18 protein-coding genes and 1 tRNA gene are annotated in these 21,668 nt (G+C 65.9%); 12 read left to right on the top strand and 7 right to left on the bottom strand.

What is annotated here, in order from left to right:
• The first annotated feature begins 91 nt into the window (after positions 1-91).
• Together CXY71_RS04535 and CXY71_RS04530 are read left to right on the top strand one after the other, a co-directional pair.
• Complete coding sequence (locus tag CXY71_RS04535) at positions 92-3,991, top strand: Pls/PosA family non-ribosomal peptide synthetase (RefSeq protein WP_199184210.1); 3,900 nt, start codon at positions 92-94, stop codon at positions 3,989-3,991.
• A 7-nt stretch (positions 3,992-3,998) separates the two neighbouring features.
• On the top strand, positions 3,999-5,327 hold the full coding sequence (locus tag CXY71_RS04530; RefSeq protein WP_104134495.1) for a M1 family metallopeptidase: 1,329 nt from the start codon (positions 3,999-4,001) through the stop codon (positions 5,325-5,327).
• Here the strand turns inward: CXY71_RS04530 and CXY71_RS04525 are convergent.
• Positions 5,324-5,932: a 4'-phosphopantetheinyl transferase superfamily protein gene (locus CXY71_RS04525; RefSeq protein ID WP_158252976.1), complete on the bottom strand. Its 609-nt coding sequence runs from the start codon at positions 5,930-5,932 to the stop codon at positions 5,324-5,326. The two genes, CXY71_RS04530 and CXY71_RS04525, sit on opposite strands and share 4 nt — an antisense overlap.
• Positions 5,933-5,982: 50 nt before the next feature.
• On the opposite strand from CXY71_RS04525, the gene CXY71_RS04520 reads away from it, so the two are divergent.
• From CXY71_RS04520 to CXY71_RS04510, 3 genes are all read left to right on the top strand, one after another.
• Positions 5,983-6,999, top strand: coding sequence for a magnesium and cobalt transport protein CorA (locus CXY71_RS04520; protein WP_104134493.1), 1,017 nt, complete (start codon positions 5,983-5,985; stop codon positions 6,997-6,999).
• Between the two features lie 68 nt (positions 7,000-7,067).
• Positions 7,068-10,847 (top strand): ATP-binding protein, encoded by a 3,780-nt coding sequence (locus tag CXY71_RS04515; RefSeq protein ID WP_104134492.1) that lies wholly within the window; start codon positions 7,068-7,070, stop codon positions 10,845-10,847.
• On the top strand, positions 10,844-11,062 hold the full coding sequence (locus CXY71_RS04510) for a hypothetical protein (protein WP_104134491.1): 219 nt from the start codon (positions 10,844-10,846) through the stop codon (positions 11,060-11,062). The genes CXY71_RS04515 and CXY71_RS04510 overlap by 4 nt, the downstream gene beginning before the upstream one ends.
• A gap of 137 nt (positions 11,063-11,199) precedes the next feature.
• On the opposite strand, the gene CXY71_RS04505 is transcribed toward CXY71_RS04510, so the two are convergent.
• From CXY71_RS04505 to CXY71_RS04490, 4 genes are all read right to left on the bottom strand, one after another.
• Positions 11,200-13,161, bottom strand: coding sequence for a leucine-rich repeat domain-containing protein (locus tag CXY71_RS04505; protein WP_104134490.1), 1,962 nt, complete (start codon positions 13,159-13,161; stop codon positions 11,200-11,202).
• Between the two features lie 122 nt (positions 13,162-13,283).
• Positions 13,284-13,775, bottom strand: a complete 492-nt coding sequence (gene mscL / locus CXY71_RS04500) for a large conductance mechanosensitive channel protein MscL (RefSeq protein WP_233204396.1) — start codon at positions 13,773-13,775, stop codon at positions 13,284-13,286.
• A 3-nt stretch (positions 13,776-13,778) separates the two neighbouring features.
• A complete protein-coding gene (locus CXY71_RS04495; RefSeq protein ID WP_104134488.1) occupies positions 13,779-14,123 on the bottom strand; it encodes an FmdB family zinc ribbon protein in 345 nt (114 codons plus the stop codon).
• Positions 14,124-14,231: 108 nt separating this feature from the next.
• Entirely contained in the window at positions 14,232-14,810 is a 579-nt protein-coding gene (locus CXY71_RS04490; protein WP_104134487.1) for a 5-formyltetrahydrofolate cyclo-ligase, read from the bottom strand.
• A gap of 34 nt (positions 14,811-14,844) precedes the next feature.
• Here CXY71_RS04490 and galU point away from each other — a divergent pair, with 34 nt between their 5' ends.
• The 4 genes from galU (at position 14,845) to CXY71_RS04470 (ending at position 17,648) form a co-directional block, all read left to right on the top strand.
• Complete coding sequence (galU, locus tag CXY71_RS04485) at positions 14,845-15,738, top strand: UTP--glucose-1-phosphate uridylyltransferase GalU (protein WP_104134486.1); 894 nt, start codon at positions 14,845-14,847, stop codon at positions 15,736-15,738.
• A 67-nt stretch (positions 15,739-15,805) separates the two neighbouring features.
• Positions 15,806-16,465 carry a GNAT family N-acetyltransferase gene (locus CXY71_RS04480; RefSeq protein WP_104134485.1) on the top strand — a complete coding sequence of 220 codons (660 nt, stop codon included), beginning with the start codon at positions 15,806-15,808 and terminating at the stop codon, positions 16,463-16,465.
• 115 nt (positions 16,466-16,580) lie between these two features.
• Positions 16,581-17,510, top strand: coding sequence for a hypothetical protein (locus CXY71_RS21790; protein ID WP_104134484.1), 930 nt, complete (start codon positions 16,581-16,583; stop codon positions 17,508-17,510).
• A gap of 65 nt (positions 17,511-17,575) precedes the next feature.
• Positions 17,576-17,648: transfer RNA gene (locus CXY71_RS04470), tRNA-Ala, on the top strand.
• 212 nt (positions 17,649-17,860) lie between these two features.
• On the opposite strand, the gene CXY71_RS04465 is transcribed toward CXY71_RS04470, so the two are convergent.
• Positions 17,861-18,784 (bottom strand): IclR family transcriptional regulator, encoded by a 924-nt coding sequence (locus CXY71_RS04465; RefSeq protein ID WP_104134483.1) that lies wholly within the window; start codon positions 18,782-18,784, stop codon positions 17,861-17,863.
• A 174-nt stretch (positions 18,785-18,958) separates the two neighbouring features.
• Between CXY71_RS04465 and CXY71_RS04460 the strand changes: the two genes are divergently transcribed.
• Genes CXY71_RS04460 through CXY71_RS04450 form a run of 3 tightly spaced genes read left to right on the top strand, consistent with a single transcriptional unit; the run spans position 18,959 to position 20,517 of the window.
• Positions 18,959-19,687: a CoA transferase subunit A gene (locus CXY71_RS04460; RefSeq protein WP_104134482.1), complete on the top strand. Its 729-nt coding sequence runs from the start codon at positions 18,959-18,961 to the stop codon at positions 19,685-19,687.
• A gap of 3 nt (positions 19,688-19,690) precedes the next feature.
• Positions 19,691-20,341, top strand: coding sequence for a CoA transferase subunit B (locus CXY71_RS04455; protein ID WP_104134481.1), 651 nt, complete (start codon positions 19,691-19,693; stop codon positions 20,339-20,341).
• A gap of 23 nt (positions 20,342-20,364) precedes the next feature.
• Positions 20,365-20,517: a helix-turn-helix domain-containing protein gene (locus CXY71_RS04450; RefSeq protein ID WP_104134511.1), complete on the top strand. Its 153-nt coding sequence runs from the start codon at positions 20,365-20,367 to the stop codon at positions 20,515-20,517.
• A gap of 30 nt (positions 20,518-20,547) precedes the next feature.
• Here the strand turns inward: CXY71_RS04450 and CXY71_RS20945 are convergent, their stop codons facing one another.
• A complete protein-coding gene (locus CXY71_RS20945) occupies positions 20,548-21,045 on the bottom strand; it encodes a hypothetical protein (RefSeq protein ID WP_158252973.1) in 498 nt (165 codons plus the stop codon).
• Positions 21,046-21,668 lie beyond the last annotated feature (623 nt).

The raw sequence follows: 21,668 nt of genomic DNA, 5'->3' as shown, positions 1-21,668 counted from the left end.
TGCCACGACCAGATCAAGGAGCAGTGTGAGCGAGCACCAGAGCCAAAGTCATCAGAACACGTCGGATCGGGGCACGCACGGTCAAGAGGCGCTGGCGGCGGCCCACCGGGCCAAGCCGGCTCGCACCCTCGCCGACATTATTGCGGAAACCGCGGCGCAGCATCCGGATGCTTTAGCCCTGGAAGACGCGGCCGGAACGATCAGCTACCGCGGCCTGCTGCTACGCGTGCAGGCACAGGCGAATGCGCTGAGTCTGGCCGGGGTACGGCGTGGCGACAACGTGGGAATTCGCATTCCGTCCGGCACCCGCGACCTGTACGTGTCGATTCTGGCCACGCTACTGGTGGGCGCCGCCTACGTGCCGGTCGACGCGGACGACCCGGAGGAACGAGCCCGGCTGGTCTTCGCCGAAGCCCACGTGGTCGGCATCATCGGAGGCGGCGGCGTGTTTGCGCCTCGCGACGGCCTCGACGTGCAGGCACTGCGCGCTCGTCGCGTCGAACCGCAGGAGGACCCCGCGCTGGTCTTTCCGACCGGCAACATTCCGACGCCCGGCGACGACGCCTGGGTCATCTTCACCTCCGGCTCGACCGGCGTGCCCAAGGGCGTCGCCGTCACCCACCGCTCGGCCGCAGCTTTCGTCGACGCTGAAGCCGGGCTCTTTCTGCAGGGCGAACCGATCGGAACCGGCGACCGCGTGCTGGCCGGCCTCTCGGTGGCCTTCGATGCGAGCTGCGAGGAAATGTGGCTGGCCTGGCGCAACGGAGCCTGCCTGGTGCCGGCGCCGCGTTCGCTCGTGCGCAGCGGCGCTGACCTCGGCCCGTGGCTGATCACCCACGGCATCACCGTGGTCTCGACCGTGCCGACCCTGGCCGCGCTCTGGCCGGAAGAGTCGCTCGAGGCCGTGCGCCTGCTCATCTTCGGCGGCGAGGCTTGCCCGCCCGAACTTGTCGCCCGCATCGCCACTCGCGGCCGCGAAGTCTGGAACACCTATGGGCCGACCGAGGCGACCGTCGTCGCCTGCGGCGCCCTCGTGGACGGTGTCGGTGAGATGCGCATCGGCCTGCCGCTCGACGGCTGGGATCTCGCCGTCGTCGACGCGGCCGGACACCGGGTCGCCCAGGGGGAGACCGGCGAGCTCATCATCGGCGGCGTCGGCCTGGCCCGTTACCTCGACGCCGAGAAGGACGCCGAGAAATTTGCCCCGCACCCGCAGCTCGGCTGGGATCGCGCCTACCGCAGCGGTGACCTGGTGCGCTTCGAAACGGCCGGCCTCGTCTTTGCCGGCCGTGCCGACGATCAGGTGAAACTCGGCGGCCGCCGCATCGAGCTCGGTGAAGTGGATGCGGCCCTGGGCGCTCTTCCCGGAGTCGCCAGCGGCGCCGCCGTGGTGCAGACTACCCCGGCCGGAAACCACGTTCTGGTCGGCTATATCGCCCTCGCCAACGCGCGCGCACCGTTCGACCGGTCGGCCGCGATCGGCCGGCTGCGCGAGGAACTCCCCGCCGCGCTCGTGCCACTGCTCGCCATCGTCGACGCGCTGCCCACACGCACCTCGGGCAAGGTCGACCGGGCAGCACTGCCCTGGCCGTTGCCGGCCTCGGCCGACGAGGCCGCGGCGCTGTCGCCGACGGCTGCGTGGCTGGCAGAGGCGTGGGCATCCATTTTGGGCGTGCCGGTGACTGGACCCGACGATGATTTTTTCGCTCAGGGCGGCGGCTCGCTCTCGGCCGCGCAATTCGTGTCGGCCGTGCGCACCCGGCACCCCGAAACCACCGTCGCCGACCTCTACGACCACCCGCGCATCGGCTCGCTCGCCGAGGAACTCGACGCGCGCACTCCCGTCGAGGCCCCTTCGCTGCGCAGCGTACTGCCGACGCCAGCCTCAAGCCAGCTCGCGCAGACGCTGCTCGGCATTCCGCTGCACGTGCTGGGCGGCGCCCGCTGGCTGGTCTACCTCGCCATCATCAATAACCTGCTGAGCCTGGCCGGGGCTCCCGTTGCGCCGACGCTGTCCTGGTGGTGGGTGGCCCTGGGCTTTGCGCTGTTCGTGACGCCGCCCGGCAAGATGCTAATCGCGGTCGTCGCCGCACGGCTGCTATTGCGCAACCTGACGCCGGGCAACTACCCGCGCGGCGGCTCCATGCACCTGCGACTGTGGCTCGCCGAGCAGGTAGCCCTGCTCGTTGACGCTGCGAGCCTGGCCGGTGCGCCCTGGATCAGCTACTACGCCCGGGCGCTGGGTGCCGAGATTGGCCGCGACGTCGACCTGCACTCGCTGCCGCCGGTCACCGGCCTACTCAGCATCGGCGCCCAGGCCTCGATCGAACCCGAGGTCGACCTGGCCGGTCATTGGATCGATGGCGACGTGCTGCGGATCGGGCACCTGCACGTCGGCGCCGACGCCCGGATCGGCTCGCGCAGTACCCTGCTCGGTGGCGCCCATGTGGGTAACGGCGCGGAGATCGAGTCCGGCGCCGCCGTCTCCTCGCGGGTCCCGGCTGGAGAGCGCTGGGCCGGGTCCCCGGCCCGCCGGGTCGGATCGGCCCGACGTCCCTGGCCGGCCGAACGACCGGCACGAGCCAGCCGCTGGCTCGGCGCGTTCGCCACCGGCTCCGTTGCGATGACTGCGGTTCCCACACTTGCCCTCGCGCTCGGCGCGCTCATCGTCGGCGGCGCCGTCGGCGACACCGGCAATCTCGGTGTCGCCGTGCTGCGGGCCGCCCTGATCATGCCGGTCGCCGTTCTGGCCGGCGGGCTCGCTTACGCGCTGCTCGTGATCGCCTTCGTGAGAGCACTCGGTGTTGGGCTGCGGGAAGGCTACTATCCGGTGCGCAGCCGCATCGGTTGGCAGGTCTGGATGACCGAACGCATCCTGGACGGTGCCCGCAACGTGTTGTTTCCGGTCTACGCAAGCCTGCTCACCCCGACCTGGCTGCGCCTGCTCGGCGCCAAGGTGGGCGCCGACGTCGAGGCATCGACCGTGCTGCTGCTGCCCTCGCTGACAACCATCGCCCCGGCCGCCTTTCTCGCCGACGACACCATGGTCGCCTGCTACGAACTCGGCGGCGGCTGGATGCACATCGGCCCGGCCAAGATCGGTCGCAAGGCTTTTCTCGGCAACAGCGGCATGGCAGGCCCCGGTCGTACCGTGCCGCGCAACGGGCTCGTCGCGGTGCTCTCCTCGACGCCGCGCAAGGCTAAGCGCGGCTCCAGCTGGCTCGGCAACCCGCCGGCCCGCCTGCGGCGCAGGCAAACGGATGCCGACGACTCGCGAACGTTCCATCCTCCCGTTCGCCTGAAAGTTGCCCGGTCACTCTGGGAACTGCTGCGCATCGTGGCCGGGTTCACCACAGCGTGGATCGCGCTGCTCGTGCTTGCCCTGCTCGACCTGGTCTGGCTATGGCTGGGACTTGGCGCGGCCATCGCCCTGTCCGGCGTGGTCATGCTCGTGGCCGGCGCGGTCGCCGCCGCGGTCACGACGGTGGTCAAGTGGACGCTGGTCGGGCGGATCGACGCGTCGGAGCATCCGCTCTGGTCATCGTTCATCTGGCGCAACGAGGTGTCGGACAGTTTCGTGGAGATGGTGGCCCGCCCGTGGTTCGCCGAGAAAGCATCGGGCACGCCGGCGCTCGCCGTCTGGCTGCGCACCCTCGGCGCCACGGTGGGACGCGGCGTCTGGTGCGAAACCTACTGGCTGCCCGAAGCCGACCTCGTACGACTCGGCGCCGGCAGCACCGTCAACCGCGGCTGCGTCGTGCAAACCCACCTGTTTCACGACCGGATCATGCAGCTCGACGCGGTCGAACTCGCGGAGGGTGCCACCCTGGGCCCGAACGGTGTCATTCTGCCAGCGGCGTCAATCGATGCCGGAGCGACCGTCGGCCCCGGCTCGCTCGTGATGCGCGGCGAACGCGTGCCGACCGGGTCGCTCTGGTCCGGCAACCCGATCACGCCGTGGCACCAGCCGCCGTGGTCGAGCGTGGAATAGTTGACTGATGGGCCAGACTCTGCAGACCACTTACGGTGCCGCCAGCGCCGGCGACCCCTATATTCCCACCTCCGGCAACGGCGGCTACAGCGCCGAGCACTATGAGCTGAGCCTCGACTACCGAGTGGCCACCAACCGGCTGAACGCCACCGCGATCATCACCGCGCGGGCGCTGATGCGGCTGGACCGATTCAGTCTCGATTTCGCCGGCCTCAGTATGGAAAAAGTCACAGTGAACCGTGCGCGGCCGGCGAAGGTGACGCACACGGCCCGCAAACTCGTGATCACGCTCGCCACACCGGTGGAAGCCGGGGCCCTGTTTGAGGTCGTGGTGCGCTATCGCGGGGCGCCGCATCCGGTGCGCAGCAATTGGGGTGATGTCGGCTGGGAAGAACTCGACGACGGCGTACTCGTCTCCGGGCAGCCCTGCGGGGCCCCCTCTTGGTTTCCGTGCAATGACCATCCGAGCAACAAAGCCACGTTTCGCATCACCGTCGGCTGTGAATCGGGGTACACCGTGGTGTCCAACGGGGTGTTGTCGGCGCAGTCGAGCCGCTCCGGGCGCACCAGCTGGACCTTCGATGTGCGGGAGCCGATGGCCACCTACCTCGCGACCGTGCTGATCGGGCGCTATCGCCGCAGTGACCTCGCTGCCCGGCCGGTCGCCCACAGCCTGTACTTTCCGGCTGAACTGACGACCCGGGTCAGCACCGACTTCGCCCGCCTCACCGAGATGATTGCATTTTTCGCCGACCGATTCGGCCCGTATCCGTTCGCGTCGTACTCCGTCGTGGTCACCGAGGACGAGCTGGAGATTCCGCTCGAGGCGCACGGCCTAGCCGTGTTTGGCAGCAACCACGTCGATGGCAACCACGGCAGCGACCGGCTGATCGCCCACGAACTGGCGCACCAGTGGTACGGCAACAGCCTCACAGTGGCCCGCTGGCAGGACATCTGGCTGCAGGAGGGCTTCGCCTGCTACGCCGAATGGCTCTGGGAGGAGCAGCGCGGCGGTCGCACCGCCGACGTTCTGGCCGCCCTGCACCGCGGCAAGGTCGCTGCGCTGCCCCGCGACATCGTCGTCGGAGACCCGGGCCCGCACGCCATGTTCGACGACCGCGTCTACAAGCGCGGAGCGCTCGCTCTGCACGCCATTCGCAAGTCGCTCGGTGACGAGGCCTTCTTCTCAGCCCTGCGCGCCTACACGTCGGCCCGGCGGCACGGGTACGTCTCCACCGACGACTTCATCGAGTTCTTCGCCGAGCACACCGGCAGTCGGGCGATCGGCGGGTTCGTCGCTCGCTGGGTGCAGGAGCGACCCCTGCCGAGCCTCTAGAGCAGCACGATCTGGCGTGCTTTCGGACCGAGAGTGGCCACCGTTCCGACCAGACCTGGCCCAGCGTCAAAGCTCGTGAGGTGTACCTGGCTCAGATCGAGGCTGCTGCCCGGCCAGCTCAGCAAAGCGGATGCCGCCCCGCCCCGCCCCGCCACGCTCAGCTCCCGTGGGTCCACAGTCAGCCCCGAGCCGGACAGCTTAAGCACCGCTTCCTTCGCCGTCCAGAGCCCTGCGCGCACCCGGTCACGCTCACCCACCGGCACCGCCTGCAGGACTTCGCGCTCGCCCCCGTTGAATGCGACGTCGTCGAACCCGGCCCGGCTGACAGCGCCGACGCTCTCAATGTCGACACCGAGTGGCCCGACCAACGAGACGGCGACGGCGACGGTCGAGGCGGCGCGGCTCAGGCTCACGAAGGCACCCGGCGGCCGCAGCACACGGGGTTTCCCATGCGTACCGCCGCAGCGCTCGCAGCGCTGCTCGATTGTGACCTCGGCAAGCTCGATCCGCAAGACCCGCGCGACGGCCTCGGCCAGGTGCTGACGGTCGGGCGCGGGGAGCGGCGCCCGCGGAGCCAGGAGGAGGGAGACATCCGTTTGCGTCACAGTGCAACCGTACCCGAGTGGCACACTGGAACTTCGAGCAAGGAGAACCCATGGCGCTGGTCGACAACGCGGTCTACGTGGACGGGCGCCGGGTGGCGACGCCGCCGAGCCTGGACGAGACCTTCGAGGTTATGAAGGAGCATAAGGGCTTCTCCTGGATCGGACTGTACCGGCCGAGCGAGCAGGAAGTGCGCGCCGTCGCCACCGAGTTCAGCCTGCACCATCTGGCCATTGAGGATGCTTTCAAGGGCCATCAACGGTCGAAGATCGAGCGCTATGGCGACATCCTGTTCGTCGTGCTGCGTCCGGCACGCTATATAGACGACGAAGAACGCGTCGAATTCGGTGAGCTGCACGTGTTCGTCGGGCCCGACTTCGTCGTGACCATCCGTCACGCGGAATCGCCCGACCTGGCCCAGGTGCGCGATCGCATGGAGAGCACCCCGCACCTGCTCGCCCTCGGGCCGGAGGCCGTGCTCTATGCGATTCTCGACCAGGTCGTCGACGAGTACGGGCCGGTCGTGGCCGGCCTCGAAAACGACATCGATGAGATCGAAGACCAACTCTTCGACGGCGACCCAGAGGTCAGCCGGCGCATCTACGCCCTGTCCCGCGAGGTGATCGAATTTCAGCGGGCCACCCAGCCGCTCGTGAGCATGTTTGAGGCCATGCAGCGCGGCTTCGACAAGTACAACGTCGACCTGGAGCTACACCGGCACCTGCGCGACGTGCTCGACCACACCCTGCGCATCGTCGAACGCGGCGACGCGTTTCGGCAACTGCTGCAAAACGCGCTCACAGTGCACAGCACCCTGGTGGGACAAGCCCAGAACGACGAAATGCGGCACCTGTCGGAGACCAGTCTCGCGCAGAGCGAGGAAGTCAAGCAGATCTCCAGCTGGGCTGCCATTCTGTTCGCGCCGACCCTGGTTGGGACCATCTACGGAATGAACTTCGACCATATGCCCGAACTGCACTGGGTCATTGGCTACCCGCTGGCGCTCGCTCTGATGTTCGGCATGGGGTTGACCCTGTATCTCGTGTTCAAGCGTCGAAACTGGCTATGAGGGGCCAATACACGCGAAACCCCGGTCGCCTCAGGGCAAACCGGTGATTTCGCAATTAGGGTATCCCTGTGTGGCACCTCGATAGAAAACAAGACGACGACGACGTGCTTTCCAAGTACCTGGACGTCGTCCCCGGCGACCCGCAAAACGTGACCAGTCCCCATAACCTCAGTTTGGGCGACCCGGCGTATACCGCCGGAAACATTGCCGAGCCGGTCTGGCAGCGCTGGCGCGACGAACTCGCCGCGCTCGGCGGACGCTCCCCGCTGCTGCACTTCACCGACGAAGCCCGCACCCGCATCGAGCTCAGCGCCACCCATCCCGGCGGGCTGCCGCAGTTCATCATCGGCAAGACCACTTTGCTGTCCAACCTCATTCGCGACGAACTCGCGCTGCGCAACGCCCGTCTGGCCGCGAACGAGATCACCCAGAAGGGCATCGAACTGCGCTCGATGCGCGGCATCGAGTCGGTCAACCTCGCCATCGGCCTCGCCGAATGGCGCTATCAGGACGTCGAGTACAGCGCCCCGGTGCTGCTGCGCCCGCTCGCGATCCGCCGCTACGGCCGTGACTACGAGCTCAAGCTCAAGGGCGAGCCCTTTCTCAACCCCGAACTGGCCCGCGCCCTGCACGACCAGTTTCAGATCGTGCTCGACGCCGACGCCTTCGTGGCGCTCGCCGTCACGAACGGTGCGTTCAAACCGCAGCCGGTCATCGACCGCCTGCGCGGTCTGACCTCGCACCTGCCCTGGTTCAACGTAGTGCCCCGCCTCGTCGTCTCGAGCTTCGCCTCCTGCGGCCAAGCACTGGCCGCCGACGCCTCGAACCTCGACCACCCACTGCTCGACGCCGTCGCCGGCAACATGACCGCCAAGCGCAACATCGAGTCTGCCTACAACCCGGTGGTTCCGATCGGCCAGGACGCACGGCCACCGGCCACCGACACGCTGCTCGGTGACGCCGACCCCGAGCAGGAGAACGTCGTCGCGCAGATCGCGGCCGGCAACTCCCTCGTCGTGAAGACCCTGCCCGGCACCGGCGGTACCCAGACCATCGTCAACGCCATCGGTTCGCTCGTCGCCCAGCACAAGCGTGTGCTCGTTGTCAGCGCACGCCGCTCCAGTCTCGACGGAATCGCCGGTCGTCTCGTGCAGGTGGGCCTGCCCGGCATCGCCGTGACCCCGCGCACGCTGCGCCGCGACCTGATCCAGTCCATCACCCGCAATGAGAAAGCCGCCCAGCCGCGGGTCGGCGACGTCGATGACGCCCTGGTGCGCCTGCGCAAAGTGCTGCTCGACTACCGATCGGCGCTCACCCGCCGCGACTCAGCCCTCGGTGTCTCTGTACTCGATGCCCTCGGCGAACTCGCCCGCCTTGCCCAGCTGCCGCAGCCGCCGTCGACCACCGCCCGGCTCGACCGGCACGCCCTCGAATTGCTCGCTCACTCCCGATCAGCCGCCGCCAATACCCTGATCAAGGCCGCCATTCTTGGCGAATTCCGTTACGGCCCCGGCGACTCACCCTGGTATGGCGCCTCGTTCACCTCTACAGCGGATGCCTCCAACTCACACCAGCTTGCCAAGCGCATCAACCAGATCGAACTGCCGCGGCTGCTCGAACGGGCCAACGGCCTGATCGGCCAGACCCGGTTGCGCCCGTTCGAGACGATCAACGAACTCGGCATCTACCTGCGCCTGCTGCTCGACATTCGAGAAACCCTCGACAAATTCCAACCCGGCGTCTTCGACCGGTCGCTCACCGAGCTGATCGCCGCCACGTCGTCGCGCCGCGAATCCTCCGAGATGAGCTCGGCCAGCCGTCGTAGGCTGCGGAGGCTCGCCGAGGAATACCAGCGCCCCGGCGTGCGGGTCAACGACATGAACGAAAGCCTGCGCCGCATCCAAGACCAGCGCACGCTCTGGCAACGTTACGCCGCCGCCGGAGTCACGCCTGAGGTGCCCGTCGGCATCAACGACGTGCACGTCGCTTTTCAGCGCGTCTCCGAAGACCTCGGCCTGCTCGACGTTCCCCTCGGCACCGTCGGCACGCCGCGCACCCTCGCCGGGCGTCAGCTCGGTGAACTGGTGTCGATGATCTCCGGCCTCGCCGCCGAGAGTGAGGTACTCGCCAACCTGCACGAGCGCACCGCGCTGCTCGCAACGCTGCGCGAGCACAACCTCGACCCGCTGATGACCGACCTGTCCCAGCGGCACGTGTCGGAGGAGAACGTCGCCGCCGAGCTCGAACTGGCCTGGTGGCAGTCCGTGCTTGAGATTATGCTGGCGAGCGACCGAGCCCTTCTCAACGCGAACACGCAGGTACTGGACCGCCTCGAGGCCGATTTCAAACTCGTCGACGAGGCGCACGCATCCGCTTCGGGGAAGCTGCTGGCTTGGCTACTGGCTGAAACCTGGAAGATCGGCGTCGTCGACTTTCCCGAGGAAGCCGATCAGCTGCGCCGCCTGCTGCGCGCCGACCGGGCCACGCTAGCCCGGCTCAACGAGGTCGCCCCGCACCTCGGGCGGGTGCTCGCGCCGGTCTGGCTCGCCTCGCCGTACGAGATCGCCGACATCAGCGACCAGATCACCTTTGACACAGTGCTACTCGTCGATGCTGGAGCGACGACCCTCGCCGAAAACGTCGGCGCGATTCGCCGCGGACGCCAGATTGTGGCGTTCGGTGACCCGGTCACCCAGACGCCGTCAGCGTTCGAGACCGGAATTTCGGCCTCGGGGGAGGCCGCGCCGACGCCCGATGTCTCGGTCGATGCCCTGCACGCCGACTCCGCGCTGGCCCGCCTCGGCGAACTGCTGCCGACCCTGACCCTCACCCGCAGCTACCGGGCCGGCGGCGAAGACCTCACCGAACTGGTCAACCACCGCTTCTACGGTGGCCGCATCGACTCGCTGCCCTGGGCTGGAAGCTTTCTCGGCCACGGCAGCTTGACCATTAACTATGTGGCCGGTGGTCGTGGTATGCCCGACGCCGACAGCGGCGCCATCGAGAGCGTGGACGCTGAGGTCGTGAAGGTTGTCGACCTCGTGCTCGACCACGCATCGAAGCGCCCGCGCGAATCGCTCATGGTGATCACCGCGAGCACCCGGCACGCCGTTCGCGTGCAGCAGGCTGTGCTGGCCGCGTTCGCGAAGCGCACCGACCTGTCCGACTTCATCCTGAAGGATCGCAGCGAACCGTTCACCGTACTCACCCTCGAGCAGGCCGTGGCGCAGAGCCGGGACCGGGTAATCTTCTCGATCGGCTACGGCCGCACCCCGCACGGGCGTCTGCTGTCGAACTTCGGTTCGCTCGGCGAACCCGGCGGCGAACGCCTGCTCGCGATCGGCATGACCCGGGCCCGCCGCGCGCTCGACATCGTGTCCTGCTTTCGTCCTGCCGACATCGACGAGGATCGCCAGCGCCACGGCATCCTCGCGCTGTCCCAGGTGCTCAGTGAGACCGAGGCCCGCCGCGATGAGGTGCAGGTTCCAGACGCGAGCGAGGCCATGCTGGTCGACCTCGGAGGGCGCCTCGAAAAGCTCGGCCTCAGCGTACGCCTCGGGCACCGCGGTAAGCTCGCCCTCGCCGCCTCCTACGGCACGCGTGCCATCGTGGTCGAAACGGATGCCGTCGTCGGGCGCGCGAGCCTGCGCGAGTCCCTGCGGTTGCGTCCCGAGGTGCTGCGTCGTCTCGGCTGGCATTACCTGCGCGTGCACAGCTTCGAATTGTTTAGTAACCCAGACGCCGTGGCGGCGCGCGTCGCCGCCATCGCCGGTGTTCCTCAAACGGATGCCCCGCCCTTTGCGTCCGGCGACGCCTCCACGATCGCGCCGAAGCGGCCGGGCGCATGACCGCTCGAGACGATGCGCCGCGCCTAGGTACCGAGCGTCAGCCGATCGTGAAGGCCGCGGGCACGGCTCGGCGCGCCCGGCTGCTGCCGGCACCGGACACCGACCCGAACCCGCATCCGCCGGTGTTGCGGGAAGAGGGCGGTGTCGCGCACACCGGAAGCGCACCCAGCGCGAACGAGGCACAGTTGCTGCAGGATCGCCCGCCGCACTGGTAGTAGGGGGTTCGCCTTCGCCGCTCTTTCGTTGGCTCTGCTCCGCTCGCCCTCGGCATCGCCGGTGCCCTGTTCAGGTGGCGACGCCCCGGGGGCAGGTCGCCTGCTTCACAGCTCAGACATTCGGGTCGTTCGGGGTGCTAGCGCTGCGTCGCGGTTCGGCGGCGATTGAGCAGGAGCGCGGATCCGAGGAGGACGAGTGCGAGTGCCATGCCGATCGGTGCGGATGAATTGACACCGGTGAGTGCAAGCTTGCTCTGTGTACCAGCGGTTGTTGTCGTTGTTGCCGCGGGCTGCACGGTGATGTTGAGTACCGAGACGGCGCCGCTAGTCTGGCCAATGAAGACGAGGTGGTGGGCGCCGGCTGACAAGGCGGCGAGGTTGACGCTGTTGATGATGACCATGCCATTTACGACGGGGAACGTGCCGAGCAAAGTCGGTGAGGAGTACGCGTAGACATCGACAAAGCTGTCCGTGGGATCGGACCAGGGCAGGTTTCCCGAGAAGGGTTCGCTGGTGTCGAGCGAGTCGAGCGGGTTGCCCACTGTGGCTCCGGTGGCGATGAAGGCTGCGGAGGTGGCAGCGCTGTCGAGGCTATTGTCGACGATGAAGGTCTCGAGTTCGGCGGTGGTGCTGGCCGGCGGTAACGCTGCGGGGTTCTGAGAGTTGACCCGCAAGGACTGGGTGGCGGTTCCGGTGTTGTCGGCCTGATCGGTGACGGATGCTGTGACGGTGTAGCTGCCCGCGGTGACCGTGGGGGAGATTGCCCAGGTTCCGGTTCCGGTCGCTGTCGTCGTCAATGTCTGATCACCGAGAGTCACGGCGACGGTTGTGCCGGCGGCTTCGCCGGTGGTACCGGTGATCGCCGGTGTCAGATCGAGTGTGGTCACAAAGGCGCCGCCATCGATCGTGATGGTTGGCGCTGTGACATCGCGCACGACGGGCGTCGTGGCGTACCCCTGCCAGGGGTTGGTGAAGCCGGTGCGGTCCGAGAAATACGACACCGTCAGGCCGGTACTGAAGCCGAGCGAGCCTTGGTTCTGCTCAGAACCGGCAGTGAACACCGTGGGGGCATTGCCCGCGAAGGACACAGAAGTCAGATCGTTGACGAATTCATGGGACATAAAGTCTGATTGGTTGGAGAACGCCTGGTTACCGATGCTGGAAACTGACGCGCCGATGCTCACCGAGGTCAAGTGCCCATAAGCGAAGGCGAAGTCGCCGATTTCGGTGACGGAATTGGGAATGGACACCGATGTGAGCGCCGTCTGCTGGAACGCGCCTGCGGCGATTGTACTGACCCCGCTACCCAAAGCCAACTCGGAAAGACGCCCGCTCACTGCAAATACATACGGTCCGATGGTCGTGACTGAATCGGGGATGCTGATCGATTCAAGATTGTAGGAGAAGCCAAAGGCGTATTCACCGAGAGTTTCAACCGAGTCGCCGAGTACGACCTCGGTCAGATTGTTCAGGTGCTGGAAGGCGCCGTCGCCAATGGTGATGACGGAGTTGGGGATCACGACAGAGCCGATATTGTTGTCGGTGCCGTTGCCCTGCAGATGACCGCTGAAGGCCGTGCCGCCGATGTCGACGATGGACTCACCCAGATCGAGTGTGGTGAGTTTGTTGGCAAAGAAGGAGAAAGCGCCGACGGAGAGCACCGAGTCGGGCAGCGCGAGGGTGGTCAGGTCGTTGTCGGCGAAAGCGAATGCCCCGATGGTGATGACCGATCCAGGGATCGCTATGGGGTTCAGAGCATTGTTTTGGAATGCACCGTCCTCAATGGCGAGGATAGAACCAGGGATGGAAACGGAACTGAGTTTCGTGGACGTGGTGTCTTCGTACGCTACCCGGAAGGCGTCCACGCCGATGCTCGTTACCGGATACGAGCCGACGCTGGACTCAATGGTCACGCTCGCCGCAGAGTGGTCGTAGTCAGTGACCGAGGCGGTATTGGCCGCGTCGTCGAGCGTATACGTGACGCCGCTGATGATCTGGGTGGTCGTCGCGGCCGAGGCCGGGCCAGCCACAAGGAGGGAGGCAGTGATGAGCGCGAGCGCTGCGGCGCATCCGCTCGCGCGCAAGAATAGCTGGTTCATCTGACCGCTCCTGTAATTCGTTCACCGTGCGGCCAGTCCGCGCGAATCGCCCGGGGGCGTGCTTACATTACCCCAAAAGGGGGGGGAATGGGTGTTCCCCCGATAACGGGGCAGACGGTATTTTAGGCGGTGTGTTTGGAGCCCTCGTCGGAAGCGGTTGCTGCGGCGTTCCTGGCCAGCAGGTCGCGGATCTCGGTGAGTAGGTCGAGCTCGGTCGTGGGGTCGGCTACGACCTCGGATGGCACACCGGCGGCGCGACGACGGTCCTGGGCCTCCTTGAGCTTGTTCAGCGGAAGCACGATCAGAAAATAGACGACGGCGGCGATCAGCAGAAAGTTGATCAGGGCACCGATGACGGCGCCGAACAGAATTTTGTCGCCACCGGAGAGAGTCAATGGGAGCGCTTTAGCAAGCGAGTCCGCTTTGAAAATCGACGCAATGAGCGGGTTGAAGATGCTCGTGACGATCGACGTGACGAGGGCGGTGAACGCCGTACCGATGACGACGGCGACGGCGAGGTCGATGACATTGCCGCGCATGATGAATTCTTTGAAACCGTTGATCACGGGGTGCTCCAATCGAATGACTTGGGAGACCGTCCTGGTCAGCGCCATGCTTTAAGACGCCTTAGCGGTCGGAACGGAGGTAGGTGCCGCGGACTTGGCGGATGTGCTGTCCGCTTTCTTTTCGGCGGGCTTGGTCGCCGAGGAGTCCGGCTTGCTCGCCGATGAATCGGGCTTCTCGGCCGGCTTGCGGTCGAGATTTGGGTTGGACCGCTTCGCATCCGCTTTGGAGTCGTTGCTGTAGAAACCGGAGCCGCTGAAGGTCACGCCGATGGAGGAGAAGACCTTGCGCAGTTTGCCCTGGCAGGTCGGGCACACCGTGAGCGAGTGGTCGGTGAAGGCCTGCTGGATATCGAAGGCGGTGTCGCACTCGGTGCAACGGTAAGAGTAGGTAGGCACTGCATCTCCAGCTGGTTGTTCCGACAGGCAAATGCCTGCCAGAACTAAGGTTAGGCGCGCTGGCTGCCCGCCAGACGCAGAACGGGGTTCACGAGCGGTATTAAATGGTCAGAACGCGATGATGCGAGTCGGTGTGACGAGACCGTTGACCGGTTGGTCATGCACTTCTCGGGGAACCTCGTCGAGGTATTCACTGTCGAAGACGACGGCGTAAACCGGCGGGCACTTTTCCATCGAGCCGAGGGTCTTGTCGAAGTAGCCGCGGCCCCAGCCCATGCGCAGGCCCGACTCGTCGATAGCCGCTGCCGGCACGATGATGAGGTCGACATCGTTGACGGCGATCGGGCCGAGTAGGGTTCCGACCGCTTCGGGGACCCCGGAAATGCCGGTGAATTCTTCTTCGCCGTCGCCGACGGTCCAGTCCAGCAGACCGTCTTCGCGAGAAATGGGAAACAGAATACGAATGCCCTCCGCCGTCGCCCAGTTAAGAAAGGGCCGGGTATCGGGTTCATTGCGCGCCGATAGGTAGCAGGAAATCGACCGGGCGGAGAGGTCGACCACGAGACTCTGCAGGTTTTCGGTGAAGCCGGCCGTAGCCGATTCACGCTCCGAGGAGGTCATGTTCTGGCGACGTTCGCGCAGCTCCGCTCTCAGCGCACGCTTTCGATGACCAATGTCGGAGTCCATATGATGCATCCTACTTGCCACTAACCTAGTGCCCATGGGTACCCCGATAACTAAAGCCGTCATTCCCGCAGCTGGGCTGGGAACACGATTTCTGCCAGCGACCAAGGCCATGCCGAAGGAGATGCTGCCCGTCGTCGACAAGCCGGCCATTCAGTATGTCGTTGAGGAAGCCGTTGCGGCCGGGCTCAGCGACGTGCTGATGGTCACCGGGCGCAACAAGAACGCGCTGGAGAACCACTTCGACCGCATGACCGAGCTTGAGGCCATGCTCGAACGTAAGGGCGACCAGACCCGGCTCGCCAAGGTTCGCGAATCCAACGAGCTCGCCGACATCCACTATGTGCGTCAGGGTGACCCGCGCGGCCTCGGCCACGCCGTTCTGCGCGCGCGCATGCATGTCGGCCACGAACCCTTCGCCGTGCTGCTTGGTGACGACATTATCGATGCCCGCGACCCGCTACTCACGCGCATGCTCGAGGAGCAGGTCAAGCGCAACGCCAGCATCGTCGCGCTGCTTGAGGTTGACCCGTCGCAGATTCACCTGTATGGTGCGGCCGCGGTCGAGTTGACCGACGACCCCGACGTCGTGCGCATCACCGGGCTGGTCGAAAAGCCCAGCCAGGAGGATGCTCCGTCCAACCTCGCCATTATTGGCCGCTATGTGTTGCGCCCAGAGGTGTTCGACATTCTCGAGCACACCGCGCCGGGCAAGGGCAACGAAATTCAACTGACCGATGCCCTGCAGGAAATGACTGTCAACCCCGAAAGCACCGGCGGCGTTTACGGCCTCATCTTTCGGGGGCGTCGTTACGACACCGGCGACCGGCTCGACTATATCAAGGCCATCGTGCAGCTTGCCGTCGATCGCGAAGACCTCGGGCCGGACCTCAAACCGTGGCTGCACGAATTCGTCGCCACGCTCGACTAACGCCGCACCAGTCCAAAATACAGCCCAGCCCCACCGGGGTTTTCAGCCCACGACAGACAGGCGAACCGTGCCGATCGCTATACCAACCCTGCGCGAGGGGGCCGTCACTCTGCGCCCCATCCGATTGCGCGATGCCCGGGCCCTCGAAGGCGAACTTTTGGCCAACCGTTCCTGGCTGCGTAAGTGGGAGGCGACCAACCCGTACGCGCCGATGTCTTTCGACACGCGCGCCAGCATTCGGAGTCTGTTGACACACTCGCGGTCGGGTAACGGCCTGCCGTTCATCGTCGAAAGTAACGGGCACCTGGCCGGTCAGCTGAACGTGTCGTCGATCACCTGGGGATCGCTGTCGTCGGCGACCATCGGCTACTGGGTGAGTGAGAAGTTCGCCGGCCAGTCGATCACGCCGATGGCCGTGGCCCTCGCGACGGACTACTGCTTCTATCAGCTCGGCCTGCATCGCATGGAGATCTGCATCCGCCCGGAGAACAAGGCGAGCCTGCGGGTCGTTGAGAAACTTGGCTTTCGCTATGAGGGATTGCGTCGCCGCTATATCCATATCAACGGTGACTGGCGTGACCACTTCTGCTTCGGTCTCGTCGCCGAGGAACTCACCCAGGGCGTATTGCGCCGCTGGTACGACGGGATGGTACCAGCGGATGCCGCCACGGTCACCGCGGCAGATCTCGAGTCGGCCGCGCATCCGGTGCGGGTCATAGTTAGATGATCGCGCCGATTCGCGCCGATTCGCCCCGTTCGGGGGCGGAATCAGTGTATTAACTTCGGTGACACGCCACCGGTAATCATCGGCTCTAGTGGCTGCGCCTCTTACCGTTGACAACATGAGTAATGAGGCATTGGGTGGCGGGGTGATGGTGGCGGTGGCCGCAGTGCTCTGGGTTGCCTACCTGATGCCCACCTGGTCGCGCCGCAAGCAGTACCAGGCGACCGAAAAAAACGCCGTACGGCTGCAGCAAACGTTGCGCATTCTAGCCGAAACCGCCGAGGTGCCGCACCAGGTGCGACTAGAAGCTACCGCCCGCACCGTGGCCGAGCAGCAACGCGTTCTGGCGCGGGCTGAGCAGACCGAACGGGCCGAAGCGCAGGCAGTGGCGGATGCTGCCCGGGACGTTCGCCGCGCCGCTGCGGCACTCGCTGCTGCCGCTGCGCCGCGCGCGTTGGAGCCGCCCGTTTCTAAGCTTCGGCGGCTGCGCCGTTTTCGTGGCCTGGTGTCGCTGGTTCTGCTGGCCGGATTCGTGCTGGTCGTGACGGGGATCGCTCCCGCCCTGACCGGCTCATTCACCGCCTTGGTCGGTGGCGGGGTTGTCATGGTGGCCGCGTTCGGTATTCTCGGCCGGCTCGCCACGGTCGCCCGCTCGGCGCGTGTGGTGCGTGTGGATGCCCCGGTAGTGTTGCCCGTTCTGGTCGGCCAGGTCTTTGAGCCCGTACAGCTCGAAGAGACCCCGATTGCCTCGGCGACCTGGACGCCGCAACCGGTGCCGCGAGCGATGCATCTCTCGCGCGGATCCATTGCGCAGTCGGCGATGGCATCCGTTGAAGCGGCCAATCAGTTGCGCAAGTCCGCCGCCGAGGCGGAGGTCGCGCGCCGCGCCGCCGCGCTCGCCGAGGAAGCAAACCGGGCCATCACGCCGATCGCCAGGCCCGCAGTGGCTGCGGTGCCGAGCCGATTCGCGTCGATGGGAATCGTCGGCGAAACAAGCCCGGGCATGACCGACCTCGACGCCGTGCTGCGTCGTCGCCGCGCTGTCTAATTGGTGGATCGCACGGGAAGCGGCGAAAATGGCGGCCGGCCCGTGATATTCTTCAAAGGCAGTTTGGGGCTATGGCGCAGTTGGTAGCGCGTCTCGTTCGCAATGAGAAGGTCAGGAGTTCGAATCTCCTTAGCTCCACTTATACTGTAAGAACAGCCCCGGCCTCGGTCGGGGCTGTCCTTATTCCCGGGTGCCTTCCCTCGCCTGGCTCGGGTGATGTCATCTTCGGCCCCTTCGTTTTCGTGAGAAGACGCATTTAACTCCTTGGGACGGATTCATGGGGCCGATCGTGTCGTCTCGCGTGGGGCGGAGCGTGGCCATGGGGCCGATTGCGTTGTCTCGCCCGGGGGCTAGTCGATCGGGGGGCGCTGCAGGGTCTGGGTGATGCGGCTGGCCTCGTCGAGTAGCAGCTGGCCGAGGATCTTCTGCCGTTCGGGCTTGAATCGTGGCTCGATGCCGGTGAGCGAGAGTGCCCAGCCCGGGCGGCCGCTGCGGTCGAAGATCGCGGCACCCATGCCCCAGCTGCCCTCCAGGATGAGTCCTGGGTTGACCGCATAGCCCGTCACGCGGGTGCGTTCGAGGTTGGCGCGGATGCTCGCGGGGGAGTGCTGGGCGCCCCAGCGAGCCGCGAGGGTCTCGGTGTCGGCGGATCCTGTGTCGGCGAGGAGGGCATCCACTTCGGTCTCGGGCAGGTAGGCCAGAATCGCCATTCCAGCGGATGCCACCCCCAACGGAAAGCGCACCCCCTCGTGCAACACGAAGGAACGGATCGGAAAACTGCCCTCCTCGCGGAGCAGGCACACCGTCTCGGCGCCGCGCCGAATGGAGAGGAACGCGCTCTCCCCGGTCTCTTCGGCGAGGCGCTGCAGGCTCGGCCGGGCCAGTTCCTCGATCGGGTAGCGGGCCGTGGCGACGGTGCCCATGACGAACAGCTCGGGGCCGTAGTGCCAGGTGTGGCTCACGGCATCGTGGTCGAGCAGACCTTCGGCGGCGAGCGAAGTGAGCAGTCGGTGTACCGTGGGCCGGGTCAGGCCCGAGTCGCGCACGATCTCGGCCAGGGGAGTGCCGGCCGGATTGCGCCCGACCAGGCGCAACAGTAGGGCGATCCGTCCGACGACCTGTGCGCCCGGCACCGAGCGTGCGCTCTGAGGCAGCTGTGAGCCGTGTTCCGGGTGGGCGCCGCGAACCGAGGCGCCTGGGACTGATTGCCCGGCCGGTGCTGGTGACGCGCCGGTTCGCGTCGGCACTCCCGATGCGGGTGGCTGAGAAATCATTTCGCCTCCTGTGTCCATAATGTGGATGATTTACATTCGTCAGTTCATGGTATGGAATAAAGAAAAACCGAAGTTTGACAGGACTTGTCGGGCCTGAATAGTATGACGATAGCGGATGATGTCCACAAAGTGGACGCTGCGGCAGGCGTGATACCAACTCGATGAGGAGACCGTATGTCCAAGGTTCAGACCAGCGCGAGCGAGGCGCTGCACGACGTTCTGCGCGACGGGATGGTGCTCGCGGTAGGCGGCTTCGGCCTCAGCGGCATTCCGGCGGATCTCATTGACGCGGTACGGGCATCCGCTGTGAAAAATCTCACCGTCGTATCGAACAACATGGGTGTCGACGGTAAGGGGCTCGGGGTGCTGCTGGAGGCCGGACAGGTGCGCAAGGTCATCGCCTCCTATGTGGGGGAGAATAAGTTGTTCGCTGAGCAGTTTCTCGCGGGTGTGCTGGAAGTGGAGTTCAGTCCGCAGGGCACCCTGGCCGAGCGGTTGCGGGCCGGCGGCGCTGGCATTCCGGCGTTCTATACCAAGACCGGCGTCGGCACGCTCATCGCGGAAGGCAAGCCGCTCGCCGACTTCGATGGTGAGACCTACCTGCAGGAGCGCGGAATCGTCGCCGACGTCGCACTGGTCAAAGCCTGGCGCGCCGACACCCTGGGCAACCTCGAGTACCGCTTTACCGCGCGCAACTTCAACCCGGTCATCGCGACCGCCGGCATTATGACCATCGCCGAGGTCGAGGTGATCGTGCAGCCCGGCGACATCGATCCAAACCACGTGATCACCCCCGGCGTCTACGTGCAGCGCCTAATTCGAGCCTCAGCTCGGGTCAAAGACATCGAACAGCGCACCGTGCGCAGCCGGCCCATGCTGGCCGGTGTACAGGCAGGAGAGTGAATCATGGCGTGGACCAGAGATGAAATGGCCGCCATCGCGGCGCAGGAGCTAAGCGACGGCGACTACGTGAACCTCGGCATCGGCATTCCAACGCTCGTGGCCAACAACCTGCCCGAGGGAGTTCAGGTGACGCTGCAGAGCGAGAACGGGCTGCTCGGCATGGGGCCGTTCCCGTGGGAGGGTGAGGAAGACGCCGACCTCATCAACGCTGGCAAGCAGACCGTCACGGTGCTGCCGGGGGCGGCGATCTTCGATTCGGCGACCTCGTTCGGCATGATTCGCGGCGGGCACGTGAAGGTAGCCATCCTCGGTGCCATGCAGGTCTCGGGCCAGGGCGACCTCGCCAACTGGACCATCCCCGGCAAGATGGTCAAGGGCATGGGCGGCGCGATGGATCTCGTGGCCGGCACCCCGCGCGTGGTCGTGCTCACCGAGCACGTCGCCAAGGACGGCACCCCGAAGATCGTCACCGAGTGCACACTGCCGCTGACCGGCGTGCGCGTCGTCGACCGCATCATCAGCGACACGGCCGTCTTCGACGTGACGCCGACCGGCCTCGTGCTGCGGCAGCGCGCCCCTGGTGTGAGCCTGCAGGACATCGAGGACACGACCGAGGCCGCCTTTACGGTGGAGGAGCTGGCTCCGACGCAGTAGCGCGTGGAGCTGGCTCCGACCAGCTGTACGACCCCGACCAGCTGCGCGGCCGGATCTGGGGCTACGATTTCAATTCAGGGTCGAACATCGTCGACGTATATGTGGGCGATCTGCGTGGCAAATACGGTGCGAAACGCATCGAGACGGTACGCGGAACGGGCTACCGACTCGCTTGAGTCGGTAGCCCGTAAGTTGCCGCGTGTGGACTACTCGTGATCGCTGCCGTGGCCCGAGTCGTCGCTGTCCGAGTCGCCGCCGCCGTGGCCGCTGTTGTCGTCGCTGGCATTGTTGTCGTCCTGGCCGGAGTTGCTCCCGACGCGTCCGTCGCTGTCATCCGGGGCATCTGCGACATCGTCGGTACCATCGGAACCGATGCGTCCGTCGCTGTCATCGGGAGCGTCACTGACGGAATCGTCGACCACGTCATCGGTGCCGTTGCCGGAACCGATGCGTCCGTCGCTGTCATCGGGAGCGTCGTTCACGTCATCCACGCCGTTGCCGGAACCGAGGCGCAGGTCGCTGTCGTCGGGGGCTTTCGGAGAATCGGTGGCGCTGCTCGAACTTGGCGCGGTGCTGGAGGTGCTCGTGGGAGCCACGACGACCCGGTCGGTGTTCGCCTGGGCCGCGATCACGCCGACCGACATCAACCCGGCGAGGCCGATGGTTGCGAGGGCGATGGTGCGCTTCTTCGTCATCTGAAACATGGGGTTACCTTTCGTATGCGCCGAAACCGGCGGATAGATTGCGTGGCGTTTGTCCACGCCCTCACTCAACTGCGTTTAGCTAAGACCGGCGCGAGAGCCTCGTGAGAGCGCTCTCATGTTGAGCGGTGAATTATCGCTGCTGCCCAATCCACCTCTGCCGCCGCCATGATCGTCCACGACCACCGGGTCCGCTGCGGGAACGAGTTCCTGCGCGCTGAGGGCGGGCGCGGGGTCGATGGTACGCTCAGGATTCAGTGAGAGCGTTTGCTCTGAAGGCGTAGCACTCGAAGTGGATACTCCCCTCGGCTGCACCGACACGGCCGGTACCCTAATAGGTCGAACCGGCTGCTCGGCAGTGGCGCACGAATCGGTCAGCGCCGAGGCGAGGCCCACGCGCAGAGAGGCTCCAGCTGCACCGGTGACGACCCACTTCAGTGGGCGTCCGAAAATTCTGTGCACGTACATGAGGCCTCCCGATCGATAAATCGTGCCCTCAGTCTGGGCCCATCGGGTAAGACGAACGCACGGTCTGCATGAGCCTTCTCTTAGCCTGAATCCACCGGTCGACCTTTGAAGGAATCTTGATTTCGGTTTGGCGGGTTTTCTGATTTTCGGGCGTGGGT

It is taken from the genome of Cryobacterium sp. Y62 (genome assembly GCF_002929785.1).
In the GTDB taxonomy this organism is placed as follows: Bacteria; Actinomycetota; Actinomycetes; order Actinomycetales; family Microbacteriaceae; genus Cryobacterium.
The sequence above is the reverse complement of the archived record's forward strand: the minus strand, read 5'-3'. Positions and strand labels throughout refer to the sequence as shown.